Source organism: Bisbaumannia salifodinae (assembly GCF_055388505.1).
Map to the genome: position 1 here is coordinate 1,823,431 of NZ_AP043781.1, position 25,036 is coordinate 1,848,466.

The following is a 25,036-nucleotide window of genomic DNA, read 5'->3' on the forward strand; positions in this document are numbered from 1 at the left end:
GCTAAAGGGAGAATGGAATGGCAATGAATCAAGGGAAGCGGGGCCTGATCGGGGCCCTGGCCGGCCTGATGCTGGCCGGCGCGACGGCCGCCCAGGCCACCGATCCGAACTGGCAGGCGGCGCCTAGCTACGGCTCGGTCAACCTGAGCGCCGGCTTTATGCCGGACCCGCACCGGGTGGACCTCTCCGCCGGGGGCAGCACCCAGGTCAACTCCAGCCTGGGGAGTGGCTGTGCCGGCTATATCCATGCCGAGGCCCCGGACGTGGACCTCTACTATACCGCCGGCAGCCTGCCGCTCTATATCCATGTCGAGTCCCGCACCGACACCACCCTGGTGATCAATGCGCCGGACGGGCGCTGGTACTGCAATGATGACGCCAACGGGCTCGACCCCATGGTCAGTTTCCCCAAGGCGCAGAGCGGCATGTATAACATCTGGGTCGGCGTCTGGGGTAACAGCGAACTGCGCGATGCCACCCTGAACTTTACCGAGATCAACCCCGGCCGTTGATCGCCGGCGCCGGAGCCGCCCGGACTGCGTCCGGAGCTTGAAGCCTTAAGCTGGAAGAAAAACCGCCTCCGAGATCATGTCTCGGAGGCGGTGTCATTTAAGCTGCCTTGCAGCTTGCAGCTTGCAGCTTCAGTGGCGGAAGTGGCGCATCCCGGTAAAGACCATGGCGATACCGGCCTCGTTGGCGGCGTCGATCACCTCCTGGTCGCGCATGGAGCCGCCGGGCTGGATCACCGCGGTGATGCCCGCGGCCGCGGCGGCATCGATGCCGTCCCGGAAGGGGAAGAAGGCGTCACTGGCCATCACCGAGCCGGGCACCGAGAGGCCCTCGTCGGCGGCCTTGATGCCGGCGATCTTGGCGGAGTAGACACGACTCATCTGGCCGGCGCCCACGCCGATGGTCTGGCCTTCCTTGACGTAGACGATGGCGTTGGACTTGACGAACTTGGCCACCTTCCAGGCGAACATCAGGTCGCGCAGCTCCTGCTCGCTGGGGGTACGCTGGGTCACCACCTTCAGCTCGTCGCGCTCCACCATGCCCTGGTCACGATCCTGCACCAGCAGGCCGCCGTTGACGCGCTTGAAGTCGTGGCCGGCGAGAGCGGCATTGCCCCAGTGGGCGGCCACGTCGAGCAGGCGCACGTTCTGCTTCTCGGCGACGATCTCGCGGGCGGCGTCGGCCACCCCGGGGGCGATGATCACCTCGACGAACTGGCGGTCGATAATGGCCCGGGCGGTAGCGGCGTCCAGCGGCCGGTTGAAGGCGATGATGCCGCCGAAGGCGCTGGTGGGGTCGGTGGCGAAGGCCTTCTCGTAGGCCGCCAGGGGCGACTCGCCGAGGGCCACGCCGCAGGGGTTGGCGTGCTTGACGATCACGCAGGCCGGCTCCTCGAAGGCCTTGACGCATTCGAAGGCGGCGTCGGTGTCGGCCACGTTGTTGAAGGAGAGGGCCTTGCCCTGCAGGCTCTCGGCGGTGGCCACGCTGGGCTCGCTGGCGTCGTCCTCCACATAGAAGGCGGCCTGCTGATGGGGGTTCTCGCCGTAGCGCATTTCCTGCTTCTTGCGATACTGGACGCTGTAGGTGCGCGGGAAGCCGGCTTCGCCGCCCTCGACCCGCTGGCCCAGGTAGTTGGCGATGGCGGCATCATAGCCGGCGGTGTGTTCGAAGGCCTTCACCGCCAGGTCGAAGCGGGCCGCGAGGCTCACCGCGCCGCCGTTGGCGTCCATATCGCCCAGCACCCGGGCATAGTCGCCGGCATCCACCAGGATGCTGGTGTGGGCATGGTTCTTGGCGCAGGCGCGGACCATGGTGGGACCGCCGATATCGATATTCTCGATGGCGTCCTCCAGGGTGCAGTCGGGCCTGGCCACGGTCTGGGCGAAGGGGTAGAGATTGACCACCACCATATCGATGGGGTCGATCTCATGCTCGCTCATCACCGCGTCGTCCTGGCCGCGGCGACCGAGGATGCCGCCATGGATCTTGGGGTGCAGGGTCTTGACCCGACCATCCATGATCTCGGGGAAGCCGGTGTGGGCCGACACCTCGGTGACCGGAATCTCGTTGTCGCGCAGCAGCTTGAAGGTGCCGCCGGTGGAGAGCAGCGCCACGCCGCGCTCGACCAGGCCACGGGCGAAGTCGACGATACCGGTCTTGTCGGAGACGCTGAGCAGGGCGCGGCGCACCGGCAGGGTGGAAGCGGAGGGGGAGGTGGATTGGGCCATGGACTTGCACTCTCGGAGTTGGCTGGAAAACGAACGAAGGGAGCCGCGTGCGGCTCCCTTCGGGAAGAAAAGGGTCAGATCAGGGCATGCTGCTTGAGCTTCTTGCGCAGGGTGCCGCGATTGAGGCCGAGTAGCTCGGCAGCGCGGGTCTGGTTGCCGTTGACGTGTTCCATCACGGCGGCCAGCAGCGGGGCCTCCACCTCGTCGAGCACCATGGCATAGAGGCCGGTGACCGACTCGCCATCGAGATGGGCGAAGTAGCGGCGCATCGCCAGATCCACGGCCTCCCGCAGGGGGCGCTCGGGGGCAGGGGCCTGCCCCTCGGGCGGTGCCGAGGCCGGGCGGGCATCGATGGCGGAGAAGCTCATGGGTTCCTGATCCACGCGTGTCGCATTATTGGGCGTCGTTGCTTGCCTGCTGGTCATGCTGCACTGGTTCCATTGGCGGCCGAGGGCAAGCCCTCCAGGCCGAAGAGTTCATTCACGAAATGGTGCTGGGCGCCCGGCGTCTCCAGGCGGTTGAATACCGCCTTCAGGGACTTGGCGTCGTTCGGTTCATGGCGCTCCAGATACCAGCCCAAGTGCTTGCGGGCGATCCGTACCCCCATCACCTCACCGTAGAAGTCATGCAGGGCACCAAGGTGTTCGCCCAACAGCCGGTGGCGCTCGGTGGCGCTCGGCGGCGCTATCTCCTGGCCATGGGCCAGGTAATGATCGATCTCGCGGAAGAGCCAGGGATTGCCCTGGGCGCCGCGGCCCACCATCACCGCATCCGCCCCAGTATAGTCGAGAACCCGGGCGGCCTTGGCGGCGGAATCGATATCGCCGTTGGCGAACACCGGAATCGACACCCGCGACTTGATCTCGGCGATGGTGTCGTACTCCGCCTGGCCCTGGTAACGCTGCTGACGATGGCGGCCATGCACCGCCAGGGCCTGGATGCCGGCGGCCTCGGCGAGCCTGGCCACTCGCAGCCCATTGTTGCTCTCGGCACACCAGCCGGTGCGAATCTTCAGGGTCACCGGAATATCCACCGCGGCCACCACCGCCTCGAGGATCTCCGCCACCAGCGCCTCGTCGCGCAGCAGCGCCGAGCCGGCGGCCTTGTTGCACACCTTCTTGGCCGGGCAGCCCATATTGATATCGATGATCTCGGCGCCACGCTCGGCGTTGAGTCGTGCCGCCTCGGCGAGCATCGCCGCATCGCCGCCGGCGATCTGCACGCTGCGTGGCCCCGGCTCGCCGCGATGATCCATGCGCAGCCGCGACTTGCGGGTATGCCACAGGCTGGGGTCCGAGGTGACCATCTCGCCCACCACCAGGCCGGCGCCCAGGCGCCGACACAGCGCCCGGAAGGGGCGGTCGGTGACCCCGGCCATGGGCGCCAGGATCGCCCGGCTGGTCAGCCGGTGGGGTCCGATGGCGGGCAGGGGCGTGGCGTGGCTTATGGGCATGAAAACAGGGGGCTCGATTCAAGGGGGACCTATGATACCCAGCCGGCGCCCCCGGGTGAAGGTGGCAATTGGCATTCTCCCGCGGCGAAAGCGCCCACTCGGGGCAGCCCGCCCAACCTAGTGTGGGGCTTGCCACCTAGGCTGCTTGTGGGGGGCCACCCGATCTATTGTGGGAGCGCGGCGGTCCGGCGCTCCGGTTCTGCCGGTCCGACGCTTCGGCGATATCGCCCGCAGGGCGATCCTGACTGTCACCAGGGGCGACTGCGTCGCCCAATCGTCCGGGGAACCCGGACTCCCACAACCCCAGAGCCTCTCCCAAAACCAGTGGCCACCCAGGCTGCTGTGGGGAGCCACCCAATCTATTGTGGGAGCGCGGATTCCGCGCGATTCGCCCGAAGGGCGATTCAGGCCGGCCGGCGCCCCTCCAGGCGCACCCAGCCCTCCCGCTCCACCGGCGGCTCCATCACCAGGCCCTGGGCCTCATAGGCTACCAACACCTCCTCGGCCTGCTGGGCGAGGATCCCGGAGAGCACCAGGTGCCCGCCCGGGGCCACCTGGTCGGCGATAGTGGGGGCCAGTTCCACCAGGGGGCCGGCGAGGATATTGGCCACCACCACCGGGAAGGGGCCCTCCTCGAGCTGCTCCGGATAGCAGAGTGTCAGGCGCGCCTCGGCGATGGCGTTGCGCTCGGCGTTGTCGCGGCTGGCCTGCAGGGCCTGGGGGTCGATATCGGTGCCCACGGCGCGGCTGGCGCCCAGCTTGAGGGCGGCGATAGCCAGGATGCCGGAGCCGCAGCCCACGTCGAGTACCGCCTTCGCCTCCAGCTCGCCGGCCACCGCCAGCCCATCCAGCCACTCCAGGCACAGCGCCGTGGTGGGGTGGGTGCCGGTGCCGAAGGCCAGGCCCGGGTCGAGCAGCAGGTTGACCGCCTCGGGCTCCGGGGCCTCATGCCAGCTGGGCACGATCCACAGCCGCTGGCCCATCTTCAGCGGCGTGAAGCCATCCATCCACTCCCGCTCCCAGTCGCGGTCGGCGAGCAGCTCGAACTCCACCTCCGGGCAGGGCTCGTCGGGCACCTCCAGGCTCCAGGCCTGGCGTACCCGCTCGAGCATGGCGTCGATGCCCTCCAGATCGTCATAGAGGCCGGTCAGCACCGTCTCGTTCCATAGCGGCGTGGTGCCCCGCTCCGGCTCGAAGACCGGGTCGTCATGGGCATCCTGCAGGGTGATGGCGGAGGCCCCCTCGGCGAGCAGCAGCTCCTCCAGGGTCTCGGCCTGCTCCGGGGCGATTCGCGCCTTGAGTTGTAGCCAGGGCATGGTGGCGTCTCCTGCGTAAAAAGGCGTGTCAGGGTATCCAAACGACCGACGGGATGGCCCAGGGCCATCCCGTCGGTGAAGGCGGATCGAGGCTTACAGACCCAGCTTCTTCTCCAGATAGTGGATATTGACCCCACCCTGCTGGAAGTGGGTATCGCGCACCAGATCCTTGTGCAGGTCGGTGTTGGTCTTGATGCCCTCCACCAGCAGCTCGTCCAGGGCATTGCGCATGCGCGTCAGGGCCGCGGTGCGGTCCTCGCCCCAGGTGATCAGCTTGCCGATCAGGGAGTCGTAGTGGGGCGGCACCGTATAGCCGGTATAGAGGTGGGAGTCCATGCGCACCCCCAGGCCACCCGGCGGGTGATAGAGGCTCACCTTGCCCGGCGAGGGCATGAAGGTGCGGGAGTCCTCGGCATTGATCCGGCACTCGAAGGCGTGGCCATTGACCTTGACGTCTTCCTGGCGGATCGACAGCGGCAGGCCGGCGGCGATGCGCAGCTGCTCCTTGACGATATCCACCCCGGTGATCTGCTCGGTGACCGGATGCTCCACCTGGACGCGGGTGTTCATCTCGATAAAGAAGAACTGGCCCTTCTCGTAGAGGAACTCGAAGGTGCCGGCGCCCCGGTAGTTGATGGTCAGGCACGCCTGGCGGCACGCCTCCAGCACCTGGGCCCGGGCCTCCGGGTCCAGGCCCGGCGCCGGCGCCTCCTCCAGCACCTTCTGGTGGCGGCGCTGCAGGGAGCAGTCGCGATCATAGAGATGAATGGCGTTGCCCTGGCCGTCGGCCAGTACCTGCACCTCCACATGGCGCGGCTCCTGGAGGAACTTCTCCATATAGACGGTGCCGTCGCCGAAGGCCGCGGCGGCCTCGGTCTGGGTGATGCTCACCGAGGAGAGCAGGTGCGCCTCGGTATGCACGACGCGCATGCCGCGCCCGCCGCCGCCGGCGGCGGCCTTGATGATCACCGGGTAGCCGATACGCTTGGCGATGGCCAGCATCTCGGCCTCGTCTTCCGGCAGGGGGCCGTCGGAGCCGGGGACCGTGGGCACGCCGGCCTTCTTCATCGCCTCGATGGCGCTGACCTTGTCGCCCATCAGGCGAATGGTCTCGGCCCGCGGCCCGATAAAGGTGAAGCCGGAACGCTCCACCTGCTCGGCGAAGTTGGCGTTCTCGGAGAGGAAGCCATAGCCGGGGTGAATGGCGCTGGCGTCGGTGACCTCGGCGGCGCTGATCAGCGCCGGAATATTGAGGTAAGACTGGGCCGAGGGAGCCGGGCCGATGCATACCGCTTCATCGGCCAGACGCACATGCATCAGCTCCTGGTCGGCCTTGGAGTGCACCGCCACGGTCTTGATGCCCAGTTCCTTGCAGGCACGCAGGACGCGCAGGGCGATCTCGCCGCGATTGGCGATGAGTACCTTGTCCAACATCTGTTATCCGCCCGTAGTGTGGTGTCAGTGGAGAGCCTTGAGGTCGGGACCTCAGGCGATGACCAGCATCGGCTGATCGAACTCGACCGGCTCGCCGTCTTCCACCAGGATGGCTTCGATGACGCCGTCCTTGTCGGCCTCAATCTGGTTCATCATCTTCATCGCCTCGACGATGCACACCGCCTCACCCTTGCGCACCGCCTGGCCCACTTCGGCGAAGGGCTTAGCGCCCGGTGCCGGGGCCCGGTAGAAGGTGCCCACCATGGGCGAGTTTACGGTATGGCCGGTCGGTGCGGCCGGGGCCGCCGGTTCGCTGGCCGCCGGGGTGGCGGCGGGGGCGGGGGCCGCCGGAGCCGGCGCATAGGCGGCGGGCTGCGGGGCGGGTTGATAGGCCACGCCATTGGGGTGGCGGCTGATGCGGACGGATTCCTCGCCTTCCTGGATCTCGATCTCGCTGATATTGGACTCTTCCAGCAGCTCGATCAGCTTCTTGACCTTACGGATATCCATGCGGTTGTCTCGCTCGTAATGGAGTATTGAGAGGGCTTGAGGCAGGCTGCGCAGCGGCGCTGTCAACCTGCGAGAAAACGGTTCGGATCGAGGCAAAGTTTAGCAAATTGCCGCCGATTGCCGCGCCAAAAGGCGTGTTGGCGGAGTTTGCCGAAAAACGACCGGGTTGTCTAGGATATCCGCAGAAACGCGAATTTAAACGCTTGTTTCGCGATCTTCTCCAGTAAACCAAGTCTTTTATGTGATGTTGACTGAAGGCTTGGTTCCGGAACAATCACTCCAGGCTCCCACAGGTAGGCTGGGTAACTATTCCCACAGTGGGCTTAGTTGGCCACTGGTGTTGTGGGAGTCCGGCTCTGCCGGACGATTGGGCGACGCAGTCGCCCTGGCGCCTGGCGGCGCCAATCGCTCGGAACAATCCGAGCTCCCACAGAAACCACGGTGGCGGCCATCACCCCTGCCGGCTCTCCAGCCAGGTTAGCAGCTGATTAAGATGGCCGGCGAACTCGTCGCGCTTGACCTCGCCCTGGATACGCGCCTCGCGAATCTCCTCGCCACGGGAGAAGAACAGCAGGCTGGGGGGGCCGAACAGCTCGAAATGGCCCAGCAGCTCGCGGCTGGCGCCGTTGCTCTCGGTGACGTCCACCTGCACCCGCCGGAAGGCCGAGAGGGGCTCGGCCACCTCCGGCGCCGGGTAGACGCTGCGCTCCAGCTGCTTGCAGGAGATGCACCAGTCGGCGGTGACGTCGACGAAGACCGGGGAGTCACCGGCGCTGGCCAGGGCGCGTTCCAGGCCGGCCAGGTCGTACACCACGGCATCCGGTTCGCTGGTGGTGAGGGTGTCCCCGCCCCGGGGGGCGGAGAGTGCCAGGGGGCGCAGCGGATCACTGCCGCCCTGGGCGGCACCCAGCACCAGGGCCAGGCCCCAGGCCAGCAGCAGGATGCCCGCTCCCTGGCGTAGCTGGGCCCAGCCCCGGGTGCCCAGGCGCAGGGCGCCCAGGGAAAGCGCCGCCGCCACCGCCAGGGCCGCCCACAGCAACAGGGCCAGCGGCCCCGGCAGCAGCCGCTCGATCAACCAGATGGCCACCCCCAGCAGCAGCAGGCCGAAGGCGATCTTGACCCCCTCCATCCAGGCGCCGCTGCGCGGCATCAGGGTGGTGCCGAAGGTGCCCACCAGCAGCAGTGGCACCCCCATGCCCAGCGCCAGGGCCAGCAGGGCGGCGCCGCCCATCACGGCATCGCCGGTGGTGGAGATAAACACCAGGGCGCCGGCCAAAGGCGCCGAGACGCAGGGCGAGACCACCAGCACCGAGAGGGCGCCGGCCAGCGCCAGGCCGGCGGGGCCGCTGCGCTGGGCCCGGGCCTGCCAGGCCTCGACGCGGCCGGTCAGGGCGGGCGCCATGCGCAGCTTGAAGACCCCGAACATGGCCAGGGCGAAGAGCACGAAGAGGGCGGCGAAGGTGATCAGCACCGGCGCCGACTGCAGCCGCGCCTGCAGGTTGAGGCCGGCGCCGAACAGCCCCATCAGTACCCCCACCAGGGCATAGGTGGCGGCCATCCCGGCCACATAGCTGGCGGAGAGGGCGAAGGCGCGGCCGCGGCCGGGGTTCTGGCCGACGATGATCGACGACAGGATGGGGATCATCGGCAGCACGCAGGGCGTGAAGGTCAGGCCCAGGCCGGCGAGGAAGAAGAGCCCCAGGGCCAGCGGCAGGCTGGCGCTGGTCATCAGCTCGCTGAAGCGGCCATCGGCGCTCTGCACGCCGCCGAGTGCCGCCGGTACGGACGTCGAGCCACCGGCGTCGCCGTCGGCCTCCCAGTCGGCGAAGGCGGGGGGCGCCGAGCCGGGCAGGGCGGTCATCTCCAGGCGTTCCGGCGGATAGCAGAGGCCGGCCAGGGCGCAGCCCTGGAAGCTCAGGGTAAAGGGGACTGCCCCCGATACCGGCGCCTCGGCCAGGGGCACCTCGAAGACCACCCGGTCGAAGAACACATTGACGTCGCCGAGGAACTCGTCGCTCATCGCCTCGCCCGGCGGCAACAGCGGCTCGCCCAGGGCGACGTCCTCGCTCTCCACGGCGAAGCGATGGCGATAGAGGTAGTAGTCCTCGGCGGCGGTGAAGCCCACATAGAGGGTCTGGTCATCGTGCCAGGCGCTGGCCTGGAAGGCCTCGTGGACCGGCAGGAAATCGCTTTCGCGGGCGGAGGAGAACCACTGGGCCTGGACGCTGCCGGCCATCAGGGCCAGCAAGAGGAGCAGTAGGGGCGGCAATAAACGGCGCATCATGACTCGGAAAAATCCTTGCAAGCAGGGGGCTTGGGCCCTTCTGCGACCCGAGGGCAAAGGGGGAGTTCCCCACCCGGCATCGATGACGTTGGCATGACGGACAAGGTGGCGTTCTCGTTCCCGGGGTGACGCCTGCTACTATAACTCAGCATCCGGTACCGCCGCAGCGGTGCCGCCCATTTCGCGAGTCAAGGAAGTCGACACATGCCCCTGTTCGGTAAGCGTAAGGCGGTTGCCGGGCGCACCACGTCCCTGGAGCGCCCCGAGTATGGCTGGATCTGGAAGCCCCTGGTGGTGGTGCTGGTGCTCTATCTGCTGGTGACCCTGGCGATCGGCATCTGGTGGAGCCGCGAGCCCGCGCCCTTCGAGGTGGAGCAGGCCACGGCCAACGCCCGGGTGCGGGTGGCGGCGGAGCATCCCGAGGCGGCGACCAGCCCGGCATCGCGTGGCGCGGTGACCACCGCGGCCCTGATCGGCGTGGCGGAGGTCCTGGTCCAGAAACCCGGCGGTTACCTGCGCAACGACATCTTCCCGCCGGGACTATGGCTCGACAATATGCCTAACTGGGAATATGGCGTGCTGCGTCAGTCCCGGGAACTGGCCCAATGGTTGCCGTCGCTGGAGCAGGAGGACGCGGCGGCGCTGGAGGAGGCCCTGGAACAGCTGATGGGCGAGAGCCGCGACTGGCTCTTCCCCTCCACCGAGACCCGCCTGGAAGCGGCCGCCGAGGCCCTGGGCGGACACCTGCTGGCGCTGGGGCGCGGCGAGGCCGGTTTCGCCGACGATGGCGATGGCCTGGCGCTATGGCTGGAGCGGGTGGCGGTGCGCCTGGATGACCTGAGCCAACGCCTCTCCGCCAGTGTCGGCGAGCGCGAGGCCCTGCGCGACCTGGCCATCGATCCGGACGAGCTGCCCGACCCGACTCCCTGGTATCGCCTCGACGACGATTTCTTCGAGGCCCGCGGCCAGGCCTGGGCGCTGCTGCACTTCCTGCGCGCCGTGGAGCGCGACTACGCCGACGTGCTCGCCGCCGCCGAGGCCCAGGGGCTGCTCACCCGGCTGATCGGCGAGCTGGAGATGACCCAGCGCCGGCTGTGGAGCCCGCTGGTGCTCAATGGCTCCGGTTTCGGCATTTTCGCCAACCATTCGCTGGTGATGGCCAACTACACGGTGCGTGCCCGGGACATGGCGACCCGGTTGGCGGATCGCCTCGAGGGCGTGAGTGTCCCCGCCTGGGACGCCGGCGAGGCGGCGGTGGAGGCACCCGAGGCCCCGGCAGAGGAAGCGCTGGAGGAAGCCCCCCAGGAAGAGACGGTGCGGGAAGAGGGGGCGACTCAGGAAGAAGAGGCGGCCCCGCAGGAGGAAATGCCGCTGCCCGAGGAGGCGCCCGCCGAGCCGGCCCCGGAAGACAGCGGCGAACCCGAAGCCGAGGAAGCGGCGGAAGCCTGAGCCCACCCAAAACGCCAAGGGCCGCCCCAATGGGGCGGCCCTTGCTGTGTAGCCAGGGGCGACTTCGTCGCCCAATCGCCGAAGCGTCGGACCGCCGGGGAACCGGTACGCCGGACCGCCGAACTCCCACAACACCAGTGACCACGACAAAACCTGTGACCACCCAACCTACTGTGGGAGCTCGGCTGTGCCGAGCGATATCGCCCGAAGGGCGATCCTGGTGTCACCGAGGGCGCCTGGCGGCGCCAATCGTCCGGAATCCGGACTCCCACAACACCAGTGACCACGACAAAACCTGTGACCACCCAACCTACTGTGGGAGCTCGGTTGTGCCGAGCGATATCGCCCGAAGGGCGATCCTGGTGCCACCAAGGGCGCCTTACGCCTTCTCGTGGGCGGCGGCGGCCTTCTCGATGGCCTTGCGGGCGGCGTCGGCGCCTTCCCAGGATTCCACCTTCACCCACTTGCCCTTCTCGAGATCCTTGTAGTTCTCGAAGAAGTGGGCGATCTGCTGGCGCAGCAGCTCCGGCAGGTCGGTCACTTCCTGGACGTCGTCATACAGGGTGGTCAGCTTGCCGTGGGGTACGCAGACCAGCTTGGCGTCTTCGCCGGCCTCGTCGGTCATGTTGAGGATGCCGACGGGACGCGCACGAATCACGCTGCCCGGCTGCACCGGATGCGGGGTGACCACCAGGGCGTCCAGGGGGTCGCCGTCATCGGCCAGGGTGTTGGGGATATAGCCGTAGTTGGCCGGGTAGAACATCGGCGTGGCCATGAAGCGATCCACGACCAGGGCGTCCAGGTCCTTGTCGATCTCGTACTTGATCGGCGCATGCTGGGCCGGAATCTCGATGGCCACATAGACGTCGTTGGGAAGTTCCTTGCCGGCGGGGATCTTGCTGAAGCTCATTCTCGAATCCTTGCGTGGGCGGATTGAAGGGGCCAGAGAAAACCGCCGAATTATACGAAGCCACGGCGGCGATTACCAATCCGACGATGGCAGGGCCTACCCCTTTGGTTGACAGGCCGACAGGCGGATCAAACGTGTATCATGGGGCCGCCTGCCCGGCGTGGGGCAGGGTGCCGCATCGAGGTGAATAAGGAGAGCCCCTTGGATCGTCAATTATCGCTGAGCGTGGGACAGGCCTTCGTGGCGCCGGAGCGGCGGCGTCACCGCAGCTCCATGTCGTTGCGCGTGCCCGATGCCGGCCTGTTGGAGGCCAAGGGGGCGCTGGCGGTGATCAGCGATTCCAGCTCCCGCAATGCCATCGCCAAGCAGGCGGGGGACCTCAGCGTGCGTGGCCTGGTGGCCGACTACTTCTCCACCCCGGATCACTGGGGCGTCAAGTACTCCACCATTCGCGTGCTGCGCTCGCTGAATGCCTGGTGCTATGCCCAGAGTCAGCACGTCAAGGATGGCAGCTATGTCTCCGCGCTCTCGGCGATGGTCTACCATGGCCGCGAGGCGCACCTCTTCCATATGGGCGATACCCTGGTGTTCCTGCTGCGCGGCGCCGAGTTCGAACAGCTCTCCCGGGACCATATCACCGACCTGGGCGGCTACCGCTACGCCTCTCGGGCGCTGGGCATGGACCCCAGCATCGAGATCGACTACCTGCAGGTGCCCCTCAAGCAGGGCGATATCTTCCTCTTCACCACCCAGGCGGTGCGCGGCACCCTGATGCCCTCGGACTATGTGCGCCTGATCCGTGCCGATGTCAGCGACCTGGACGCCGCCTGCGAGCGCCTGGCCCAGGCCGCCAGCGAGCGCGCCCAGGAGCGCGGCTACGGCGGTGACCAGTTCTGTTTCCAACTGGTGCGCATCGATGCCCTGCCCGAGGCCACCGAGGACCATCCCGGCAAGGTCTATGGCGACCTGCCGGTGCCGCCGGAGCTCGCGCCGGGGGATCGCCTCGATGGCTTGGAAGTCGAGGCGGTGCTGTCGCGCACCGCCCAGTCGCGGGTCTACCGGGTCCGCGACCTGGCCAGCCAGCGCCAGATGGTGCTCAAGGCGCCCAGTCCCGAGCTCTCCAGCCGCAACGCCTACCTGGAGCACTTCCTACTCCAGCAATGGGTGGTGGAGCGGGTCAAGTCGCCCTTCGTGGCCCGGGTGGTGGAGCCCTCGCGGCCGCGGCGCCATCTCTACTACCTGATGGCCCTGGTCAACGGCGAGACCCTCACCGACTGGGCCCGCCGCCACCCCCAGGCCAGCCTCTCCCAGCGCCTGGATATCGCCCGTCAGCTGGGCAAGGCGGTGCAGGCCCTGCACCACCGCGACCTGCTGCACCAGCGCATTCACCCGGACAATATCCTGATCGATGCCCATGGCCAGGTGGTGCTGGCCGACTTCAGCGCCTGCCGCCTGCGCGAGGGCGACGGCCACCGCAACTCCCGGGAACTGGCCCGCCAGGTGGGGCTCTCCGAGCACAGCGCCCCGGAATACGCCCTGGATACCGACGTCGGCCGGCGCAGCGACCAGTACGCCCTGGCCTCGACCATCTACTGGCTGCTCACCGGCGGCCTGCCCTATGCCCTGGCCCCCAATCAGCTGCGCAGCCACACCGACCTGGAGAAGCTCAGCTACCGCAGCGCCCGCACCGCCAACCCCGAGGTGGACCCGGCCCTCGACGACGCCCTGCGCCGGGCCCTGGACCCCCAGCGTGCCCTGCGCTACCGGCGCCTCTCCGAATTCCTGGTGATGCTGCGCGAACCCCGCCGCGACGGCGACGATGGCGAGGACGGCGGCCTGCTCGGCGAGCCCGCCCGATTCTGGCAAGGCGTCGCCGGCATCCTGCTGCTGCTGCTGGTGCTCTCCTGGCTATTGAGGTGATGACGGGAATGGCCCTGGGGCGGGGATTGCCACTGATGTTGTGGGAGCTCGGGTTCCCCGAGCGAATGGCGCCGAAGGCGCCCCAGCAGTGCGATTTACCTTGGCGCTTGTCGCTTGGGAGTCCTTCGGCCTCCAATCGTCCGGCAGAGCCGAACCCCTACAACCCCAGTGTTCACCACAACCCCAGAGTCTCTCCCAACACCAGTGGCTACCCCAACTGGCACAGTTTAAAGCCAGATGGCATCCCAATATGGATAGTCACCGATATGCTCGACCAGGCCCGCACGGATGGGGTTAGCCACCAGGTAGCGAGCGGTAGGCTTGAGATCTTCTTCACGGCGCAGCGCCCGGTCATGAAAGCCGGGTTGCCAGATCTTCTGCCCCAGCCCGGCGGAGACCCTGGCCTTGTAGATTCGTACCGCCTCGGATAGCTGGCCGTCGAGGCGCAGTAGCCAGTGAACATGGTCAGGCATCACCACGAAGCTCAACGTGCTGGCCTCATGGCTGACGCTCTCGGCATAGAAGGATTGGCAGGCCAGGTGGGCAGCAGGAGGGTTGAGGAATACCGGCCGGCGCTCCTGGGTGGCAAAGGTCACCAGATACCATTGGCCGGGAAGAGAGTGGCGGCCCTTGCGGAGGGAATGGCTATGGGGCAGGTACCGATCCATGGCGCCTCCTGCTTTATTAACAACGGCGACTTCGTCGCCATCGTCCGGAATCCGGACTCCCACAACACCAGTGACCACCCAACCTATTGTGGGAGCTCGGCTGTGCCGAGCGATATCGCCCGCAGGGCGATCCTGGCTGGCACCCAAGGGCGCCTGGCGGCGCCAATCGCCGAAGCGTAGGACCGCCGGAGAGCCTGACTCCCACAACACCAGTGGCTACCAAGGCTCCCGCCAGCCTAGATCACACTCCCCAGCTCGAAGATGGGCAGGTACATGGAGATCACCAGGCCGCCTACCAGCACCCCCAGCACCACGATGATAAAGGGCTCCAGCAGGGAGGTGAGGGTGTCCACCATGTTGTCCACCTCTTCCTCGTAGTAATCCGCCACCCGGTTGAGCATGGCGTCCAGCGCGCCGGATTCCTCGCCGATGCCGACCATCTGCACCGCCAGCGGTGGGAACTGCTCGGTGAGGCGCATGGCGAAGTGCAACTGCTGGCCGGTGGCCACGTCCTCGCGTACCTGGCGCACCGCCCGCTCGTAGACCTTGTTGCCGGTGGCCCCGGCAGTCACGTCCAGCGACTCCACCATGGGCACCCCGGCGCCATAGGTGGTGGCCAGGGTCCGCGAATAGCGCGCCACCGCCGACTTGTCGAGGATATCGCCGATCACCGGAATCTTCAGCGACCAGGCATGCATGCGGTAGGCGAAGGCCTCCGATCGCTTGATGCCCTGGCGGATCACGAAGACGAAGGCGATAAAGCCGCCCAGGCCCCATAGCCAATAGGCCTGGGCGAACTCCGAGAAGCGGATGGTCATGCGGGTCATGGCCGGCAGCTCCGCGCCGAAGCCGTGGAACAGCGACTCGAACTGGGGCACCACCATGATCAGCAGCAGGGCGGTGACGCCGATGCCCACGGCGATCACCGCCGCCGGGTACCACAGCGCCTTCTTCACCCGCCCCTTGAGAGTCTCCAGCTTCTCCTTGTAGGCCGCCACCCGGTCGAGCATATGATCCAGCGAGCCGGAGTGCTCACCGGCCTCCACCAGGTTGACGAACAGCAAATCGAAGTGGTTGGGGTGCTTGCGCATCGCCGCCGAGAGGTTGGTGCCGGCGGTCACGTCGCTCATCAACTGCTGCACCAGGGCGCTCATGGCGGGCTTCTTGAGGCTCTCGGCCACCACCGACAGGGCTTGGAGCATGGGCACCCCGGCGCGGATCATGGTGGCCATCTGGCGGGCGAAGAGCATGACGTCCCGGGGCTTGATGCGCCCCATGCCGCCCACGCCGCCCTTGCGGCGGATATTGCGCACGATGATGTTCTGGCCGCTCAGGGTCTTCTCCACCTCGGCGCGGTTGGGGGCGATCAGGCGGCCCTTCACCTTGCGCCCGCTGGGGGCCTTGCCGCTCCACTGCCACTGGTAGAGCTTCGCCTGCTGCCTGGCCTGCTGCGCCTTGGCTCGGCGTGTCATGGTCGCCATCGTCGGCCCCTCCCGTTTAGTCCTTGGTTACCCGGTTGACCTCTTCCAGGCTGGTGATGCCCTGCATCACCTTGAGCAGGCCGCTGCGGCGCAGGTCGGGGTGGCCCTCACTACGCGCCTGGTCGGCCAGCTCCATGGCGTTGCCCTGGCGCATGATCAGCTGGCTGATCGCTTCGGAGACCGGTACCACCTCGTAGATCCCCTCGCGGCCCTTGTAGCCCTGGGTGCAGTGGCGGCAGCCCACCGGGTGATAGATGGTGGCCGAGTCGACCTCCTCCTCGGTGAAACCCTCGGCCAGCAGCGCCTCACGGGGGATCTCCGCCGGCTGCTTGCAGCGCGGGCACAGCTTGCGGGTCAGCCGCTGGGCGATGATCAGGCTGACGGAGCTGGCGATATTGAAGGGTGCCACGCCCATATTGGCCAGCCGGGTCAGGGTCTCCGACGCCGAGTTGGTATGCACCGTGGAGAGCACCAGGTGGCCGGTCTGGGCCGCCTTGACGGAGATCTCGGCGGTCTCCAGGTCGCGGATCTCGCCGACCATCACCACGTCCGGGTCCTGGCGCAGGAAGGCGCGCAGGGCGCTGGCGAAGTCCAGGCCGATCTTGGGCAGCACATTGACCTGGTTGACCCCCGGCACCTTGAGCTCCACCGGGTCCTCGGCGGTGGAGATATTGCGCTCCAGGGTGTTGAGGAGATTGATGCCGGTATACAGGGTCACCGTCTTGCCGCTGCCGGTGGGGCCGGTGACCAGGATCATCCCCTGGGGCTCGTCCAGGACCCGCTCGTACATCTCGCGCTGCGCCGGGGTAAAGCCCAGGGCGTCGATGCCCATCTGCGCCGACGTCGGATCGAGGATCCGCAGCACGATCTTCTCGCCATAGACGGTGGGCAGGGTGCTGACCCGGAAGTCGATGGAGCGGTTGCGCGACAGGCGCATCTTGATGGCGCCGTCCTGGGGCAGGCGCCGCTCGGAGATATCCAGCTTCGACATTACCTTGAGGCGGGCGGCAATGCGCTGGCGCATATTGAAGGGCGGGCGCGCCGCCTCCAGCAGGATGCCGTCGATACGCAGGCGAATGCGGTAGAGGGTCTCGTAGGGCTCGAAATGGATATCCGAGGCGCCGCGGCGAATGGCATCGAGCAATATCTTGTTGACGAAGCGCACCACCGGGGCATCCTCGCTGCCGGCGGTGACTGCGGTGGACTCCTTCTCCGGGTCGTACTCCTCGTAGTCCAGGTTGTCCAGCGCCTGGTCGGCGCCCTCCAGGCCCTTCATCATCTCCTGGCTGTCGGCATGGGAGAGGTAGTTCTCCAGCGCCGGCCCCAACTGGTCCATCGGCGCCAGCACCCCTTCCACATTGAGCCCGGTGGCGAACTGCAGCTCGTCGAGCTGGGCCAGGGTGGCGGGGTAGGGCACCGCCACCGTCAGGCGGTGGTCGTGGCGCAGCAGCGGCATCACCGAGAGCTTGCGCAGCATCTTCTCCGGCATGCTCTCCGTCGGGGGCAGGCTGTCGGGACGCACCGCGTCCAGGTCGATCAGCGACAGCCCATACTCCCAGGCCGCCGCCAGGGCCGCCTGGCGCGGCGTCACCAGGCCGTTCTCGATCACATGGGCCATCAGCGACACGTCCTCCTCCTGGGCCTCCTGCTCGGCGCGGCGCGCCGCCGCCTCCGAGAGCAGGCCGTCCAGCACCAGGCGCCGGGCCAGGCCGCGCAGGTCGGACGCCACCAGGGTGGCGCCGCCCCCCCCGCCCACCGGCCCCGTGGCCGTGCTCTGGGCGATCAGGCTGTGATAATCCACCGACGGCGGATGCGAATCATGCATAACGGCTCCTCGATCCGATGCCCCACCTATCCCGTAGGAGCTGGCTTTAGCTGGCGATTGGGCGACGCAGTCGCCCCCGACCCAGCTAGCACCACCAGCCCCCTTAACACTCCCTAACACACTCTAGCCTAGGTCAGTCTAGCGGCTTCCGGCCGTTGAGGGCGGCGTTGAGACGCGCGCTAAGGCCGCTTGTCCACCGAGCCGAGCCGCCCTGACACCCTGTCGTGACCCGCAAGATCACCTTGCGTTGGTTGATTGTGTAATCTATTGTAAGTTTGTGCAACGAGGGCGGGTGCTCTACTCACCCGGGCCATCCGGCTCGAGCGTTGAAAGGGGCCCCATCCCGACCCGCAGGGGCTGGCTAGACTGCCAGGCGTGGCCCGAGGCGACCGGCGAGGGAAGCGTCGGGTCGGCAGGGAACCGGCCGAAAAACTGAAGTAGGGAGTGGCAAGTGAGGTAGTCGGTGGCGTGAGACGAAACAAGGGCAAGGGTTCGCCTCGCGAAACAACAGAGGGGTGATCGTGATGAAGACACAACAGGGCATCAGGAAATATGTAAAGACCGGTCAGGGCGGCTTTACCCTGATCGAGCTAATGATCGTGGTGGCGATTATCGGGATCTTGGCGGCATTGGCGATTCCGAGGTATCAGGACTATGTCACCCGCTCCAAGGTCTCCGAAGGCTTGAATTTGGCCCAGGCGGCACGTACGGCGGTTGCAGAAACCTTCTCCTCAACAGGGAGCTTTCCCACTACGAATGCTTCGGCTGGTCTTCCCACTAATACAAATATTACAGGCACTTATGTGCTTAGTGTGTCGGTCGGAACAGACGGTGGTGCTAGTGCTGGGACGATTACCATTGCATACACGAATGATGCTAACTTAACTGGCGAGACAGTGACTCTCGCACCTACCGCAAGCGACGGCTCGGTAGAATGGGCGTGCTCCTCAAGTCTTGTTAGTCGTTATTTGCCATCAGAGTGTCGTTAATGTCTATATAGTGGGGTGTATTTAATAAGGCCGGCGATATGCCGGCCTTTTTTAATTATTTGATAGGGAGAATCTCCGGGTGGGTAGCGATATGCTCCAGTGCCGTCTCGATTTCGCCAAAGGCCGGATAGAGGTGGGCTACATCCTGGGTAATCAGGTTGCCATTGGCACCGAGCAGGGCCTCGCTTTCCAGCATATTGGCATAGAGGCTGGGGGTGGGGCGGGTGCTGGCATACCCTTCGGCCCAGATCAGGTAGTCCTCGATAACGCCGATAATCCCCAGGTTAGCCGAGGCCTCGAGCTGTTGGCTCATGGATAGGTACTCGAGATCATGGGGAATGCCCAGGGGGTTGATGGCCTGGCCCAAGGCGACGGGGTTGCGACCCTGGGTCTCCAGATGGATCTTGACCTGCCATAGCGTCTGCAGATGGGTCGCCATAAAGATCCAAAGCACCGGCACCGCCAGCCAGCCCCCCACCCGAATCCCGAAGGTATAGCGATTGGCCCTTTCCCGGCTCGGCCAGCACTGCTCCGCCACGAGTCCCAGCAGCAGCAGAAAGGCCAGCCAGTGGGCGATGGAGTGGTAGAAGGGGTATTCGGTCATGGCATGCAGGGCCAGCGGCAGCAGCAGGGCGCAGTAGAGTAGCCGTTCGCCCCTGGGCCCATGGGCGAGTATCCGCCAGAACACCCAGCCACCGAAGGCGAGGATCGAAACCATCGGCAGCAATCCCCCCTCCACGCCCCAGAGCAGCAGCTCGTTATGCGGGTGGCTATAGTTTTGGGTGATAAATGGCTCGACGATCACCGGCTGGTTGATCGGCAGGGCGGCCCGCCAGTCGGCGAAGCTATGCAGGAAGTCATGCTGGAAGCGCCCATAGCCCCAGCCGGTGAGCGGCTCCTCGAGAATCATCTTCAAGCTATGCAGATAGACCGGCAGCCGCTCACCGGCGCTGGCCATATCCCGCTCGATGCGAACGTCCGACCAGAGCAGCAGCCCCAGGGCGGTGCCGAGTCCCAGGGCGCCGGCCCACTGGGCGAATCGGCGGCGATCCTGGCCATGGAGATGGGCCATTACCAGGGGCAGGGCGATCAGCGCCGCCAGCCAGCCGGTGCGCGACTGAGTCATCAATACCAGCGCCGGCATGACCAGCGGCGCCAGCAGGATCACGCCTTTCTCCCAGCGGCGGCTAGCCTCGCCATATAGCCAGGCGGAGACCACCAGGGCGGTGACAAGGAAGCTGCTCATCACATTGACCTGCTGGAAGATGCCATAGGGGCGACCATAGGCCGGGTCGTAGCCCATCCAGTTACCCTCGACCAGCCAGTAGCGCTGCGCATAACCGAAGACGCTGGCCACCAGGGCGCCGAGCAGGATCGCCAGGCCCAGCCACCACCAGTCGCGGCGCGTGAGCCTTAGTTGGGCCAAACCCAGCAGCAGGATGGCCCCTGCCGTGGCCCCCAGCAGGCGCGGAAAGGCGATCATCGAGGCCGGGTTCCAGCTCCAGGCGAAGGGCAGCCATAGTGCTAATAGCAGCAGGCCCACCCCCAGGTGGAACTGACTGTAGCGAATCACGCCCCGGGTGGCGGGCCACATGGCCAGTGCCATCAGCAGGGCGAAGCCCATCCACACCGTGGCATTGAAGGGCATCTGCAGGCCCGCCCCGCCCATATTGGGAAAGGTGACATGCAGCAGCAGGGTAAAGGTGACGATGGCGGTGGCGATAACGCCGGCCGTCAGGCGTGGGTTGGGAGAACTCGTGGCGGTCATGGCATCCCCTGCGGCGGCTTTGTTATCACTATGTAAGTGACTAGCTTCGGCGCCCCCAGCGTGGAAGTAAAGCCAGGCGGGTTAATCGGACGGTTAATCGGGGATAGACCCTCCAGCCCCAGAGCGACTTCGTCGCCCAATCGTTCGGCAGAGTCGGAGCGCCGAACCGCAAACTCCCACAAAATCAATGGGGTCAATCGACTCGGATATACCAATGCGCCATGATCGCTTGGGCCAACATGTCTCCGGGAATCTCCACCCGCCCCCGGGTGGCCCGGTTCTGCGGGGATGGCCAGGGGTCGCGGCCCACCAGGGTCAGGATCATGGGACCCCGAGGCGTCATGGTGTAGCGCGCCGCGGTGATCACGATGGCATGGGCGCTGTTGGGCCCGCTTCGATAGCCGACGATAACCGGATGCCCCCGGTTCAACTCGTCCAGCAGCACGGCGGGGACGGGCGCGCCTTGGCCCATCCTGGCGGTTACCCGATAGGGCCGCCCGTCGCTGTCCTGGCCGTAATGATTCAGGTTGGCGTGGATCTGTGGGATATGTGCCGTCCAGTTGGGAAGGTTGCCGTACGGATCGACGCCGTAGGTCCTGGCGACGATCTGCTCCTGGGAGAGGGCGACGCCATAGTGGTTCATGACCATCTGGATGGAGGCGGCCCAGCACCAGTTGGAGCTTACTTGTTCGGCAGGGAGGAAGTTGACGGAGGGGATGCCGACATAGGTGCTGGGTGGCGGCGTGGGCGCATATTGCGCCAGGGATGGGCCGACCGGCAGGCAGGTCAGCAGCAGGACGACGAGCAGGCTGGCAAGACGCATGATTCCCTCCTTGGAGTAACGAGTCGTTATCAGCGTAGTCGCTCTTGCCGTTTCCTTGTCGTGGCGGAGGGATGCCTCGAGTGACCGGCGTCGTGGGATGCGCCGACACGGCCCCTATGCCCGGCGTATTCGGCTACGCTGGTGCAAGGAGAACGCCACGCATAGGGAGGCTTGGCCATGGCGGCGTCGAAGTCACGCGGGCAGGTCGATGGTGGCACCATCCGCCTGCTGATCATCGTGTTGCTGGGGGCGGCGGTGATCGCCGTGCCCTGGTTGGTCCATAACCAGCTAGTGGAGCGCCGCGAAGCGGTGGCCGCCGCCTGGGCCGACGTGGAGAGCAACCTGCAGCGCCGCGCCGAACTGGTGCCGAACCTGGTACGCAGCCTGCAGGCGCATATGGACTACGAAAGCGAGACACTGGTGGAACTGGTGCACGAGCGCGCCCGGGGGCTGCGCGAGGCCCTGAACGAGGCCCGCGGCGAGCCGGCGCGCCTGGCCAGGCTGGAGGCGGCCTTGACCCACGACCTGGGGCGCCTGATGAGCCGCGCCGGCGAGCATCCCGAGCTGCGCTCGGGGGATCAGTTCCTGCGCTTCCAGGCGCAGCTCGAGGGCAGCGACAACCGCATCAATGTGGCCCGCATGCGTTACAACGCCGCCGTACGCGACTATAACGCCAGCCTGGATGGCTTCTTCGGGCGCTGGGTGGCGGATGCCATGGGGCTCGAGCCCGGCGATTACTTCGAGGCGCCGGCCGAGGCCCACGAGCCCCTGGTGGTGGAGTTCTAATGGGGGCGCGCCTTGTCGCCCTGCTGATCGGCGTGCTGCTTGCCCTGGCGGCTTTGGGCTGGGTCTGGCAATCCCGCTGGGCTTCTCAGGCTCCGCCGCTGGTGGAGGATCGCGTCGGGCTGCTGAGCGAGGCGCAGCGGCGGCGGCTGGTCGAGACTCACCGGCTGCTGCGCGAGGATCATGAGATCGATTATCGGGTGGTGATCGACCGCGACCTGGGCGACCTGGATCGCTATGCGGCGACCGAGTTCCGGCGCCTGGCCCTGGGGGGCGAATCGGGGCGCGGCCTGCTGCTGGTGCTGGACGTGGCCGCCAACGAGCTGCGCCTGGAGGTGGGGCATGGCCTGGAGGGGGTGTTCGTCGATGCCTTTATCGCCTACCTGGAAGCGCGGCAGATGACCGAGTTTTTCGCCGCCGGACGCGTGGCCGACGGCATCCTGGCCTCCACCGAGCTGCTGGTGGCGCAAGCCGAGGGGGCCGACCCGCTTGGGTCACTCGGACTGGCGGGCAGCGGCGGGGCGGGGGCACGCCTGCCGGCCAGGCTGGGGGAGGGGGCGCGGCGCCCCGGGACCACGCCCCTGGCCGGCGAGGTGGCGGATTCTCCCGAGGCGGTACTGGCGGCCTATCGCCAGGCCATGGCGCAGCGCAACGATAATCCGGACCTGGCGATCTATAGCCGCGAGACGCGGGAGATGCTGGCATCCTGGGTGGTGACCCCGGCGCAGATGGACAATATGGCGCGGAGCCTGGCGGACTGCCCGGTGGAAGTGCGGCGCGGCTCCGGCGATCGGGTGGTGCTGCGTGCCCCGCTGAGTCGCGGTGACTGCCCGCCCTATTTCCTGGTTCGCGAGGCGCAGGCCTGGCGCCTCGACCTGGTGGCGATGCAGGCGGCGATTCGCTTCGGCCGCAACAATCGCTGGCGCCTGGAGCGTGGCCAACTGGGCGCCTATGCCTTCGCCTTCGACGACCTGCGCCTGGATGCCAATGGCTATCCCAGATAGGGTTGGCATGGCCCAGGGGCGACTTCGTCGCCCAATCGTCCGGGGAACCCGAACTCCCACAATACCAGTGGCCACCACAACCCCAGTGTTTCTCCCAGCAACAGTGGTTGCCCAGCCTATTGTGGGGTTGGTCACCCAGCCTCCTGTGGGAGCGCGGCTATGCCGCGCGATATCGCCCGCAGGGCGATCTGGAAGGCCTTGGCTGTCACCAGGGGCGACTGCGTCGCCCAATCGTCCGGCGGAGCCGGACTCCCACAACACCAGTGGCCAACCAAGCCTTCTCACTATTGCCCGTTCTGGGTCTCCTTCAAACATACAAGCGCAGATTCTGCCGGTCCGACGCTTCGGCGATTCGCCCGAAGGGCGAGCATGACGGGCACCCAAGGGCGGCCTCGTCAGGCCTTCTTGAGCGCCTTGGTCCAGCGCTGCTTGGCGTACTTGCGCAGGTTGGCCACGTTATCGGTCTCGTCGACGATATCCTGGCCGAGGATGGTCTCGATCACGTCTTCCAGGGTCATCAGGCCCACCCAGGTGCCCAGGTCGTCATAGACCACGGTGAGGTGCTGGCGGTCGCGTACCATCATGGTGAAGACCTGCTCGACGCTGTCGTCCACCATCACCGTCTTGACCGGGTGCATCAGCGACTTCAGCGGCGCCTCCTCCGAGGCGTGGTAGGTGTCGGCCTTGTGTACATAGCCCAGCGCCTGCTCGCCGCCGTCCATCACCGGGAAGCGGGTAAAGGGCGAGCGGCCGAGGTTCTCGTCGAACTCGGCGACGCTCATCTGCGGTGGCACGATGAGCGAGACGGTGCGTGGCGTCATCACATTCTTCACCTGGATATCGTGCAGGTTGAGGATATTGGTGATGACCCGGGCCTCGTCGGCGTCCAGGGCCTGCTCTTCCAGGCCGATCTGCGCCAGGGCCTTGATCTCGCCGCGCATATCGGTGTCCTGCGCGTCCTTGCCGATGCGCCGGGTGATCCGCTCCGACAGCCAGATAAAGGGCTTCATGCTCCAGATCATGGCGATCAGGGTCAGCGCCATGGGGGAGGCGAGCTGGCGCCAGTAGGTGGCGCCGACCGTCTTGGGGATGATCTCGGAGAGAAACAGGATCAGCAGGGTCATCACCGCCGAGGCGATACCCAGCCAGGCCTCGCCGAACACCACTACGACCTGGGCGCCGACGCCGGTGGCGCCTACCGTATGGGCGATGGTGTTGAGGGTGAGGATGGCCGCCAGGGGCTGGTCGATATTCTGTTTCAGCCGCACGAGGCGGGCATGCAGCGCCGGGTAGTTCTCACGCAACTGGGCAATATAGCTGGGGGTCATGGAGAGCAGCGCGGCCTCGAGCAGGGAGCAGACGAAGGACACGCCGATGGAAAGGGTGGCAAAGACAGCCAGGAGGATCATGGGGCCTCGGGTGGGTTGCTGAGGGGGCCGCCGGAGACGAGACCCCGGCGGCACGGGCGATGATTACCGAAATCGCCGGAGACGGCAAGCCGGCCGGGGGCGCCTCAGGTCATGCGCTTGAGCACCGGCTGTCCGCCCAGGCGGCCATGCAGCAGGGCCATGGCGATATGCCCCACCAGTAACACCAGCAGGACCCAGCCCAGGAGGCCGTGGAGGGCGCTGCCTAGGGCGGTCATCCACTCGATCTCGCCGTCGAAGCCCGGCATCAGCGGCAGGCCGAAGGGTGAGAAGGCGCGACCGGAGCCAAATTGGCGCAGCAGGGCGGGGGCGGGGATCGCCAGCATCAGTGCATAGAGCGCCAGGTGGCCGAGCCGGGCGGCGCCGTTGAGGGCGGCGGGCCGGCGCGGGTGTTCCCAGAGCGCCCAGGCCAGGCGCAGCAGGCCCAGCATCAGCAGTAGGGCGCCCAGCGGTTTGTGGGTGGCCCAGAGAAACTCGTCCAGCGGTGAGTCGGGCAGCAGCACGCGGGCGCCCACCGAGGCGAACTGCCAGGCGAAGAGGGCGGCCATGGCCCAGTGCAGGGCACGGCTGAGTCGTCCATAACGGGCGTGAGTCATTTCCATATCGGCATTCCTGTGGTTCGAAAAAACGCTTCTTATCCTATCCTGCCTAAGCCGTCGATGGCTCCTGACTATCGAGGGAGACAGGACGGGGGCATGCTAGACTCCGAACATCAAGACAGGCGCGCAGGAGTGGCCATGGCCAACCACCATGAT

21 protein-coding genes are annotated in these 25,036 nt (G+C 66.7%); 6 read left to right on the forward strand and 15 right to left on the reverse strand.

What is annotated here, in order from left to right; genetic code table 11:
- The first annotated feature begins 23 nt into the window (after positions 1–23).
- A complete protein-coding gene (locus ACZ5EF_RS08230; protein WP_464123257.1) occupies positions 24–512 on the forward strand; it encodes a hypothetical protein in 489 nt (162 codons plus the stop codon).
- A gap of 129 nt (positions 513–641) precedes the next feature.
- Here the strand turns inward: ACZ5EF_RS08230 and purH are convergent, their stop codons facing one another.
- The 7 genes from purH to dsbD all read right to left on the reverse strand — a co-directional run bounded on the left by purH (position 642) and on the right by dsbD (position 9,231).
- Positions 642–2,237 carry a bifunctional phosphoribosylaminoimidazolecarboxamide formyltransferase/IMP cyclohydrolase gene (purH, locus tag ACZ5EF_RS08235; protein ID WP_346060586.1) on the reverse strand — a complete coding sequence of 532 codons (1,596 nt, stop codon included), beginning with the start codon at positions 2,235–2,237 and terminating at the stop codon, positions 642–644.
- Positions 2,238–2,311: 74 nt separating this feature from the next.
- The gene (gene fis / locus ACZ5EF_RS08240) at positions 2,312–2,605 is read right to left on the reverse strand and encodes a DNA-binding transcriptional regulator Fis (RefSeq protein ID WP_346060585.1); all 294 of its coding nucleotides are present in this window, start codon (positions 2,603–2,605) and stop codon (positions 2,312–2,314) included.
- Between the two features lie 53 nt (positions 2,606–2,658).
- Complete coding sequence (gene dusB / locus ACZ5EF_RS08245) at positions 2,659–3,690, reverse strand: tRNA dihydrouridine synthase DusB (RefSeq protein WP_346060584.1); 1,032 nt, start codon at positions 3,688–3,690, stop codon at positions 2,659–2,661.
- Between the two features lie 404 nt (positions 3,691–4,094).
- Positions 4,095–5,006, reverse strand: coding sequence for a 50S ribosomal protein L11 methyltransferase (gene prmA / locus ACZ5EF_RS08250; RefSeq protein ID WP_346060583.1), 912 nt, complete (start codon positions 5,004–5,006; stop codon positions 4,095–4,097).
- 93 nt (positions 5,007–5,099) lie between these two features.
- Positions 5,100–6,440, reverse strand: a complete 1,341-nt coding sequence (gene accC, locus ACZ5EF_RS08255; protein ID WP_346060582.1) for an acetyl-CoA carboxylase biotin carboxylase subunit — start codon at positions 6,438–6,440, stop codon at positions 5,100–5,102.
- A gap of 51 nt (positions 6,441–6,491) precedes the next feature.
- Positions 6,492–6,950, reverse strand: a complete 459-nt coding sequence (gene accB / locus ACZ5EF_RS08260; RefSeq protein ID WP_346060581.1) for an acetyl-CoA carboxylase biotin carboxyl carrier protein — start codon at positions 6,948–6,950, stop codon at positions 6,492–6,494.
- Between the two features lie 451 nt (positions 6,951–7,401).
- Complete coding sequence (gene dsbD / locus ACZ5EF_RS08265) at positions 7,402–9,231, reverse strand: protein-disulfide reductase DsbD (protein ID WP_346060677.1); 1,830 nt, start codon at positions 9,229–9,231, stop codon at positions 7,402–7,404.
- Positions 9,232–9,438: 207 nt separating this feature from the next.
- Between dsbD and ACZ5EF_RS08270 the strand changes: the two genes are divergently transcribed.
- Positions 9,439–10,683: a DUF2333 family protein gene (locus ACZ5EF_RS08270; RefSeq protein ID WP_346060580.1), complete on the forward strand. Its 1,245-nt coding sequence runs from the start codon at positions 9,439–9,441 to the stop codon at positions 10,681–10,683.
- A gap of 379 nt (positions 10,684–11,062) precedes the next feature.
- Here the strand turns inward: ACZ5EF_RS08270 and ppa are convergent, their stop codons facing one another.
- Complete coding sequence (ppa, locus tag ACZ5EF_RS08275; protein WP_195859293.1) at positions 11,063–11,593, reverse strand: inorganic diphosphatase; 531 nt, start codon at positions 11,591–11,593, stop codon at positions 11,063–11,065.
- 273 nt (positions 11,594–11,866) lie between these two features.
- On the opposite strand from ppa, the gene ACZ5EF_RS08280 reads away from it, so the two are divergent.
- Positions 11,867–13,513: a protein kinase domain-containing protein gene (locus tag ACZ5EF_RS08280; RefSeq protein ID WP_346060676.1), complete on the forward strand. Its 1,647-nt coding sequence runs from the start codon at positions 11,867–11,869 to the stop codon at positions 13,511–13,513.
- 227 nt (positions 13,514–13,740) lie between these two features.
- Here ACZ5EF_RS08280 and ACZ5EF_RS08285 read toward each other — a convergent pair whose 3' ends face one another.
- The 3 genes from ACZ5EF_RS08285 to pilB all read right to left on the reverse strand — a co-directional run bounded on the left by ACZ5EF_RS08285 (position 13,741) and on the right by pilB (position 17,487).
- Positions 13,741–14,181: an REP-associated tyrosine transposase gene (locus ACZ5EF_RS08285; RefSeq protein ID WP_346060579.1), complete on the reverse strand. Its 441-nt coding sequence runs from the start codon at positions 14,179–14,181 to the stop codon at positions 13,741–13,743.
- A 236-nt stretch (positions 14,182–14,417) separates the two neighbouring features.
- Positions 14,418–15,662, reverse strand: coding sequence for a type II secretion system F family protein (locus tag ACZ5EF_RS08290; RefSeq protein ID WP_346060578.1), 1,245 nt, complete (start codon positions 15,660–15,662; stop codon positions 14,418–14,420).
- A 16-nt stretch (positions 15,663–15,678) separates the two neighbouring features.
- The gene (gene pilB, locus ACZ5EF_RS08295) at positions 15,679–17,487 is read right to left on the reverse strand and encodes a type IV-A pilus assembly ATPase PilB (protein WP_346060577.1); all 1,809 of its coding nucleotides are present in this window, start codon (positions 17,485–17,487) and stop codon (positions 15,679–15,681) included.
- A 524-nt stretch (positions 17,488–18,011) separates the two neighbouring features.
- On the opposite strand from pilB, the gene ACZ5EF_RS08300 reads away from it, so the two are divergent.
- Positions 18,012–18,476 carry a pilin gene (locus ACZ5EF_RS08300; protein ID WP_346060576.1) on the forward strand — a complete coding sequence of 155 codons (465 nt, stop codon included), beginning with the start codon at positions 18,012–18,014 and terminating at the stop codon, positions 18,474–18,476.
- A gap of 55 nt (positions 18,477–18,531) precedes the next feature.
- On the opposite strand, the gene ACZ5EF_RS08305 is transcribed toward ACZ5EF_RS08300, so the two are convergent.
- Both ACZ5EF_RS08305 and ACZ5EF_RS08310 read right to left on the reverse strand, forming a co-directional pair.
- On the reverse strand, positions 18,532–20,244 hold the full coding sequence (locus tag ACZ5EF_RS08305; RefSeq protein ID WP_346060575.1) for a PglL family O-oligosaccharyltransferase: 1,713 nt from the start codon (positions 20,242–20,244) through the stop codon (positions 18,532–18,534).
- A 193-nt stretch (positions 20,245–20,437) separates the two neighbouring features.
- Positions 20,438–21,067, reverse strand: a complete 630-nt coding sequence (locus ACZ5EF_RS08310; RefSeq protein WP_346060574.1) for a C39 family peptidase — start codon at positions 21,065–21,067, stop codon at positions 20,438–20,440.
- Between the two features lie 177 nt (positions 21,068–21,244).
- Between ACZ5EF_RS08310 and ACZ5EF_RS08315 the strand changes: the two genes are divergently transcribed.
- A complete protein-coding gene (locus ACZ5EF_RS08315) occupies positions 21,245–21,853 on the forward strand; it encodes a LemA family protein (RefSeq protein ID WP_346060573.1) in 609 nt (202 codons plus the stop codon).
- Positions 21,853–22,854 (forward strand): TPM domain-containing protein, encoded by a 1,002-nt coding sequence (locus tag ACZ5EF_RS08320; RefSeq protein ID WP_346060572.1) that lies wholly within the window; start codon positions 21,853–21,855, stop codon positions 22,852–22,854. Before ACZ5EF_RS08315 ends, ACZ5EF_RS08320 begins: the two co-directional genes overlap by 1 nt.
- A gap of 395 nt (positions 22,855–23,249) precedes the next feature.
- On the opposite strand, the gene ACZ5EF_RS08325 is transcribed toward ACZ5EF_RS08320, so the two are convergent.
- Both ACZ5EF_RS08325 and ACZ5EF_RS08330 read right to left on the reverse strand, forming a co-directional pair.
- Positions 23,250–24,263: a CNNM domain-containing protein gene (locus ACZ5EF_RS08325; protein ID WP_346060571.1), complete on the reverse strand. Its 1,014-nt coding sequence runs from the start codon at positions 24,261–24,263 to the stop codon at positions 23,250–23,252.
- Between the two features lie 104 nt (positions 24,264–24,367).
- Positions 24,368–24,883, reverse strand: coding sequence for a cytochrome b (locus ACZ5EF_RS08330; RefSeq protein WP_346060570.1), 516 nt, complete (start codon positions 24,881–24,883; stop codon positions 24,368–24,370).
- Positions 24,884–25,036 lie beyond the last annotated feature (153 nt).

Bases quoted from the DNA above. Each gene is read 5' to 3' on its own strand.
- ACZ5EF_RS08280 (WP_346060676.1), top strand. From the start codon at position 11,867: ATGTCGTTGCGCGTGCCCGATGCCGGCCTGTTGGAGGCCAAGGGGGCG.
- ACZ5EF_RS08230 (WP_464123257.1), top strand. From the start codon at position 24: ATGAATCAAGGGAAGCGGGGCCTGATCGGGGCCCTGGCCGGCCTGATG.
- pilB (WP_346060577.1), bottom strand. From the start codon at position 17,487: ATGCATGATTCGCATCCGCCGTCGGTGGATTATCACAGCCTGATCGCC.
- ACZ5EF_RS08305 (WP_346060575.1), bottom strand. From the start codon at position 20,244: ATGACCGCCACGAGTTCTCCCAACCCACGCCTGACGGCCGGCGTTATC.
- prmA (WP_346060583.1), bottom strand. From the start codon at position 5,006: ATGCCCTGGCTACAACTCAAGGCGCGAATCGCCCCGGAGCAGGCCGAG.
- ACZ5EF_RS08300 (WP_346060576.1), top strand. From the start codon at position 18,012: ATGAAGACACAACAGGGCATCAGGAAATATGTAAAGACCGGTCAGGGC.
- dsbD (WP_346060677.1), bottom strand. From the start codon at position 9,231: ATGCGCCGTTTATTGCCGCCCCTACTGCTCCTCTTGCTGGCCCTGATG.
- fis (WP_346060585.1), bottom strand. From the start codon at position 2,605: ATGAGCTTCTCCGCCATCGATGCCCGCCCGGCCTCGGCACCGCCCGAG.
- ACZ5EF_RS08270 (WP_346060580.1), top strand. From the start codon at position 9,439: ATGCCCCTGTTCGGTAAGCGTAAGGCGGTTGCCGGGCGCACCACGTCC.
- ACZ5EF_RS08320 (WP_346060572.1), top strand. From the start codon at position 21,853: ATGGGGGCGCGCCTTGTCGCCCTGCTGATCGGCGTGCTGCTTGCCCTG.
- dusB (WP_346060584.1), bottom strand. From the start codon at position 3,690: ATGCCCATAAGCCACGCCACGCCCCTGCCCGCCATCGGACCCCACCGG.
- ACZ5EF_RS08330 (WP_346060570.1), bottom strand. From the start codon at position 24,883: ATGGAAATGACTCACGCCCGTTATGGACGACTCAGCCGTGCCCTGCAC.
- ACZ5EF_RS08315 (WP_346060573.1), top strand. From the start codon at position 21,245: ATGGCGGCGTCGAAGTCACGCGGGCAGGTCGATGGTGGCACCATCCGC.
- ppa (WP_195859293.1), bottom strand. From the start codon at position 11,593: ATGAGCTTCAGCAAGATCCCCGCCGGCAAGGAACTTCCCAACGACGTC.
- purH (WP_346060586.1), bottom strand. From the start codon at position 2,237: ATGGCCCAATCCACCTCCCCCTCCGCTTCCACCCTGCCGGTGCGCCGC.
- accB (WP_346060581.1), bottom strand. From the start codon at position 6,950: ATGGATATCCGTAAGGTCAAGAAGCTGATCGAGCTGCTGGAAGAGTCC.
- accC (WP_346060582.1), bottom strand. From the start codon at position 6,440: ATGTTGGACAAGGTACTCATCGCCAATCGCGGCGAGATCGCCCTGCGC.
- ACZ5EF_RS08325 (WP_346060571.1), bottom strand. From the start codon at position 24,263: ATGATCCTCCTGGCTGTCTTTGCCACCCTTTCCATCGGCGTGTCCTTC.
- ACZ5EF_RS08285 (WP_346060579.1), bottom strand. From the start codon at position 14,181: ATGGATCGGTACCTGCCCCATAGCCATTCCCTCCGCAAGGGCCGCCAC.
- ACZ5EF_RS08290 (WP_346060578.1), bottom strand. From the start codon at position 15,662: ATGGCGACCATGACACGCCGAGCCAAGGCGCAGCAGGCCAGGCAGCAG.
- ACZ5EF_RS08310 (WP_346060574.1), bottom strand. From the start codon at position 21,067: ATGCGTCTTGCCAGCCTGCTCGTCGTCCTGCTGCTGACCTGCCTGCCG.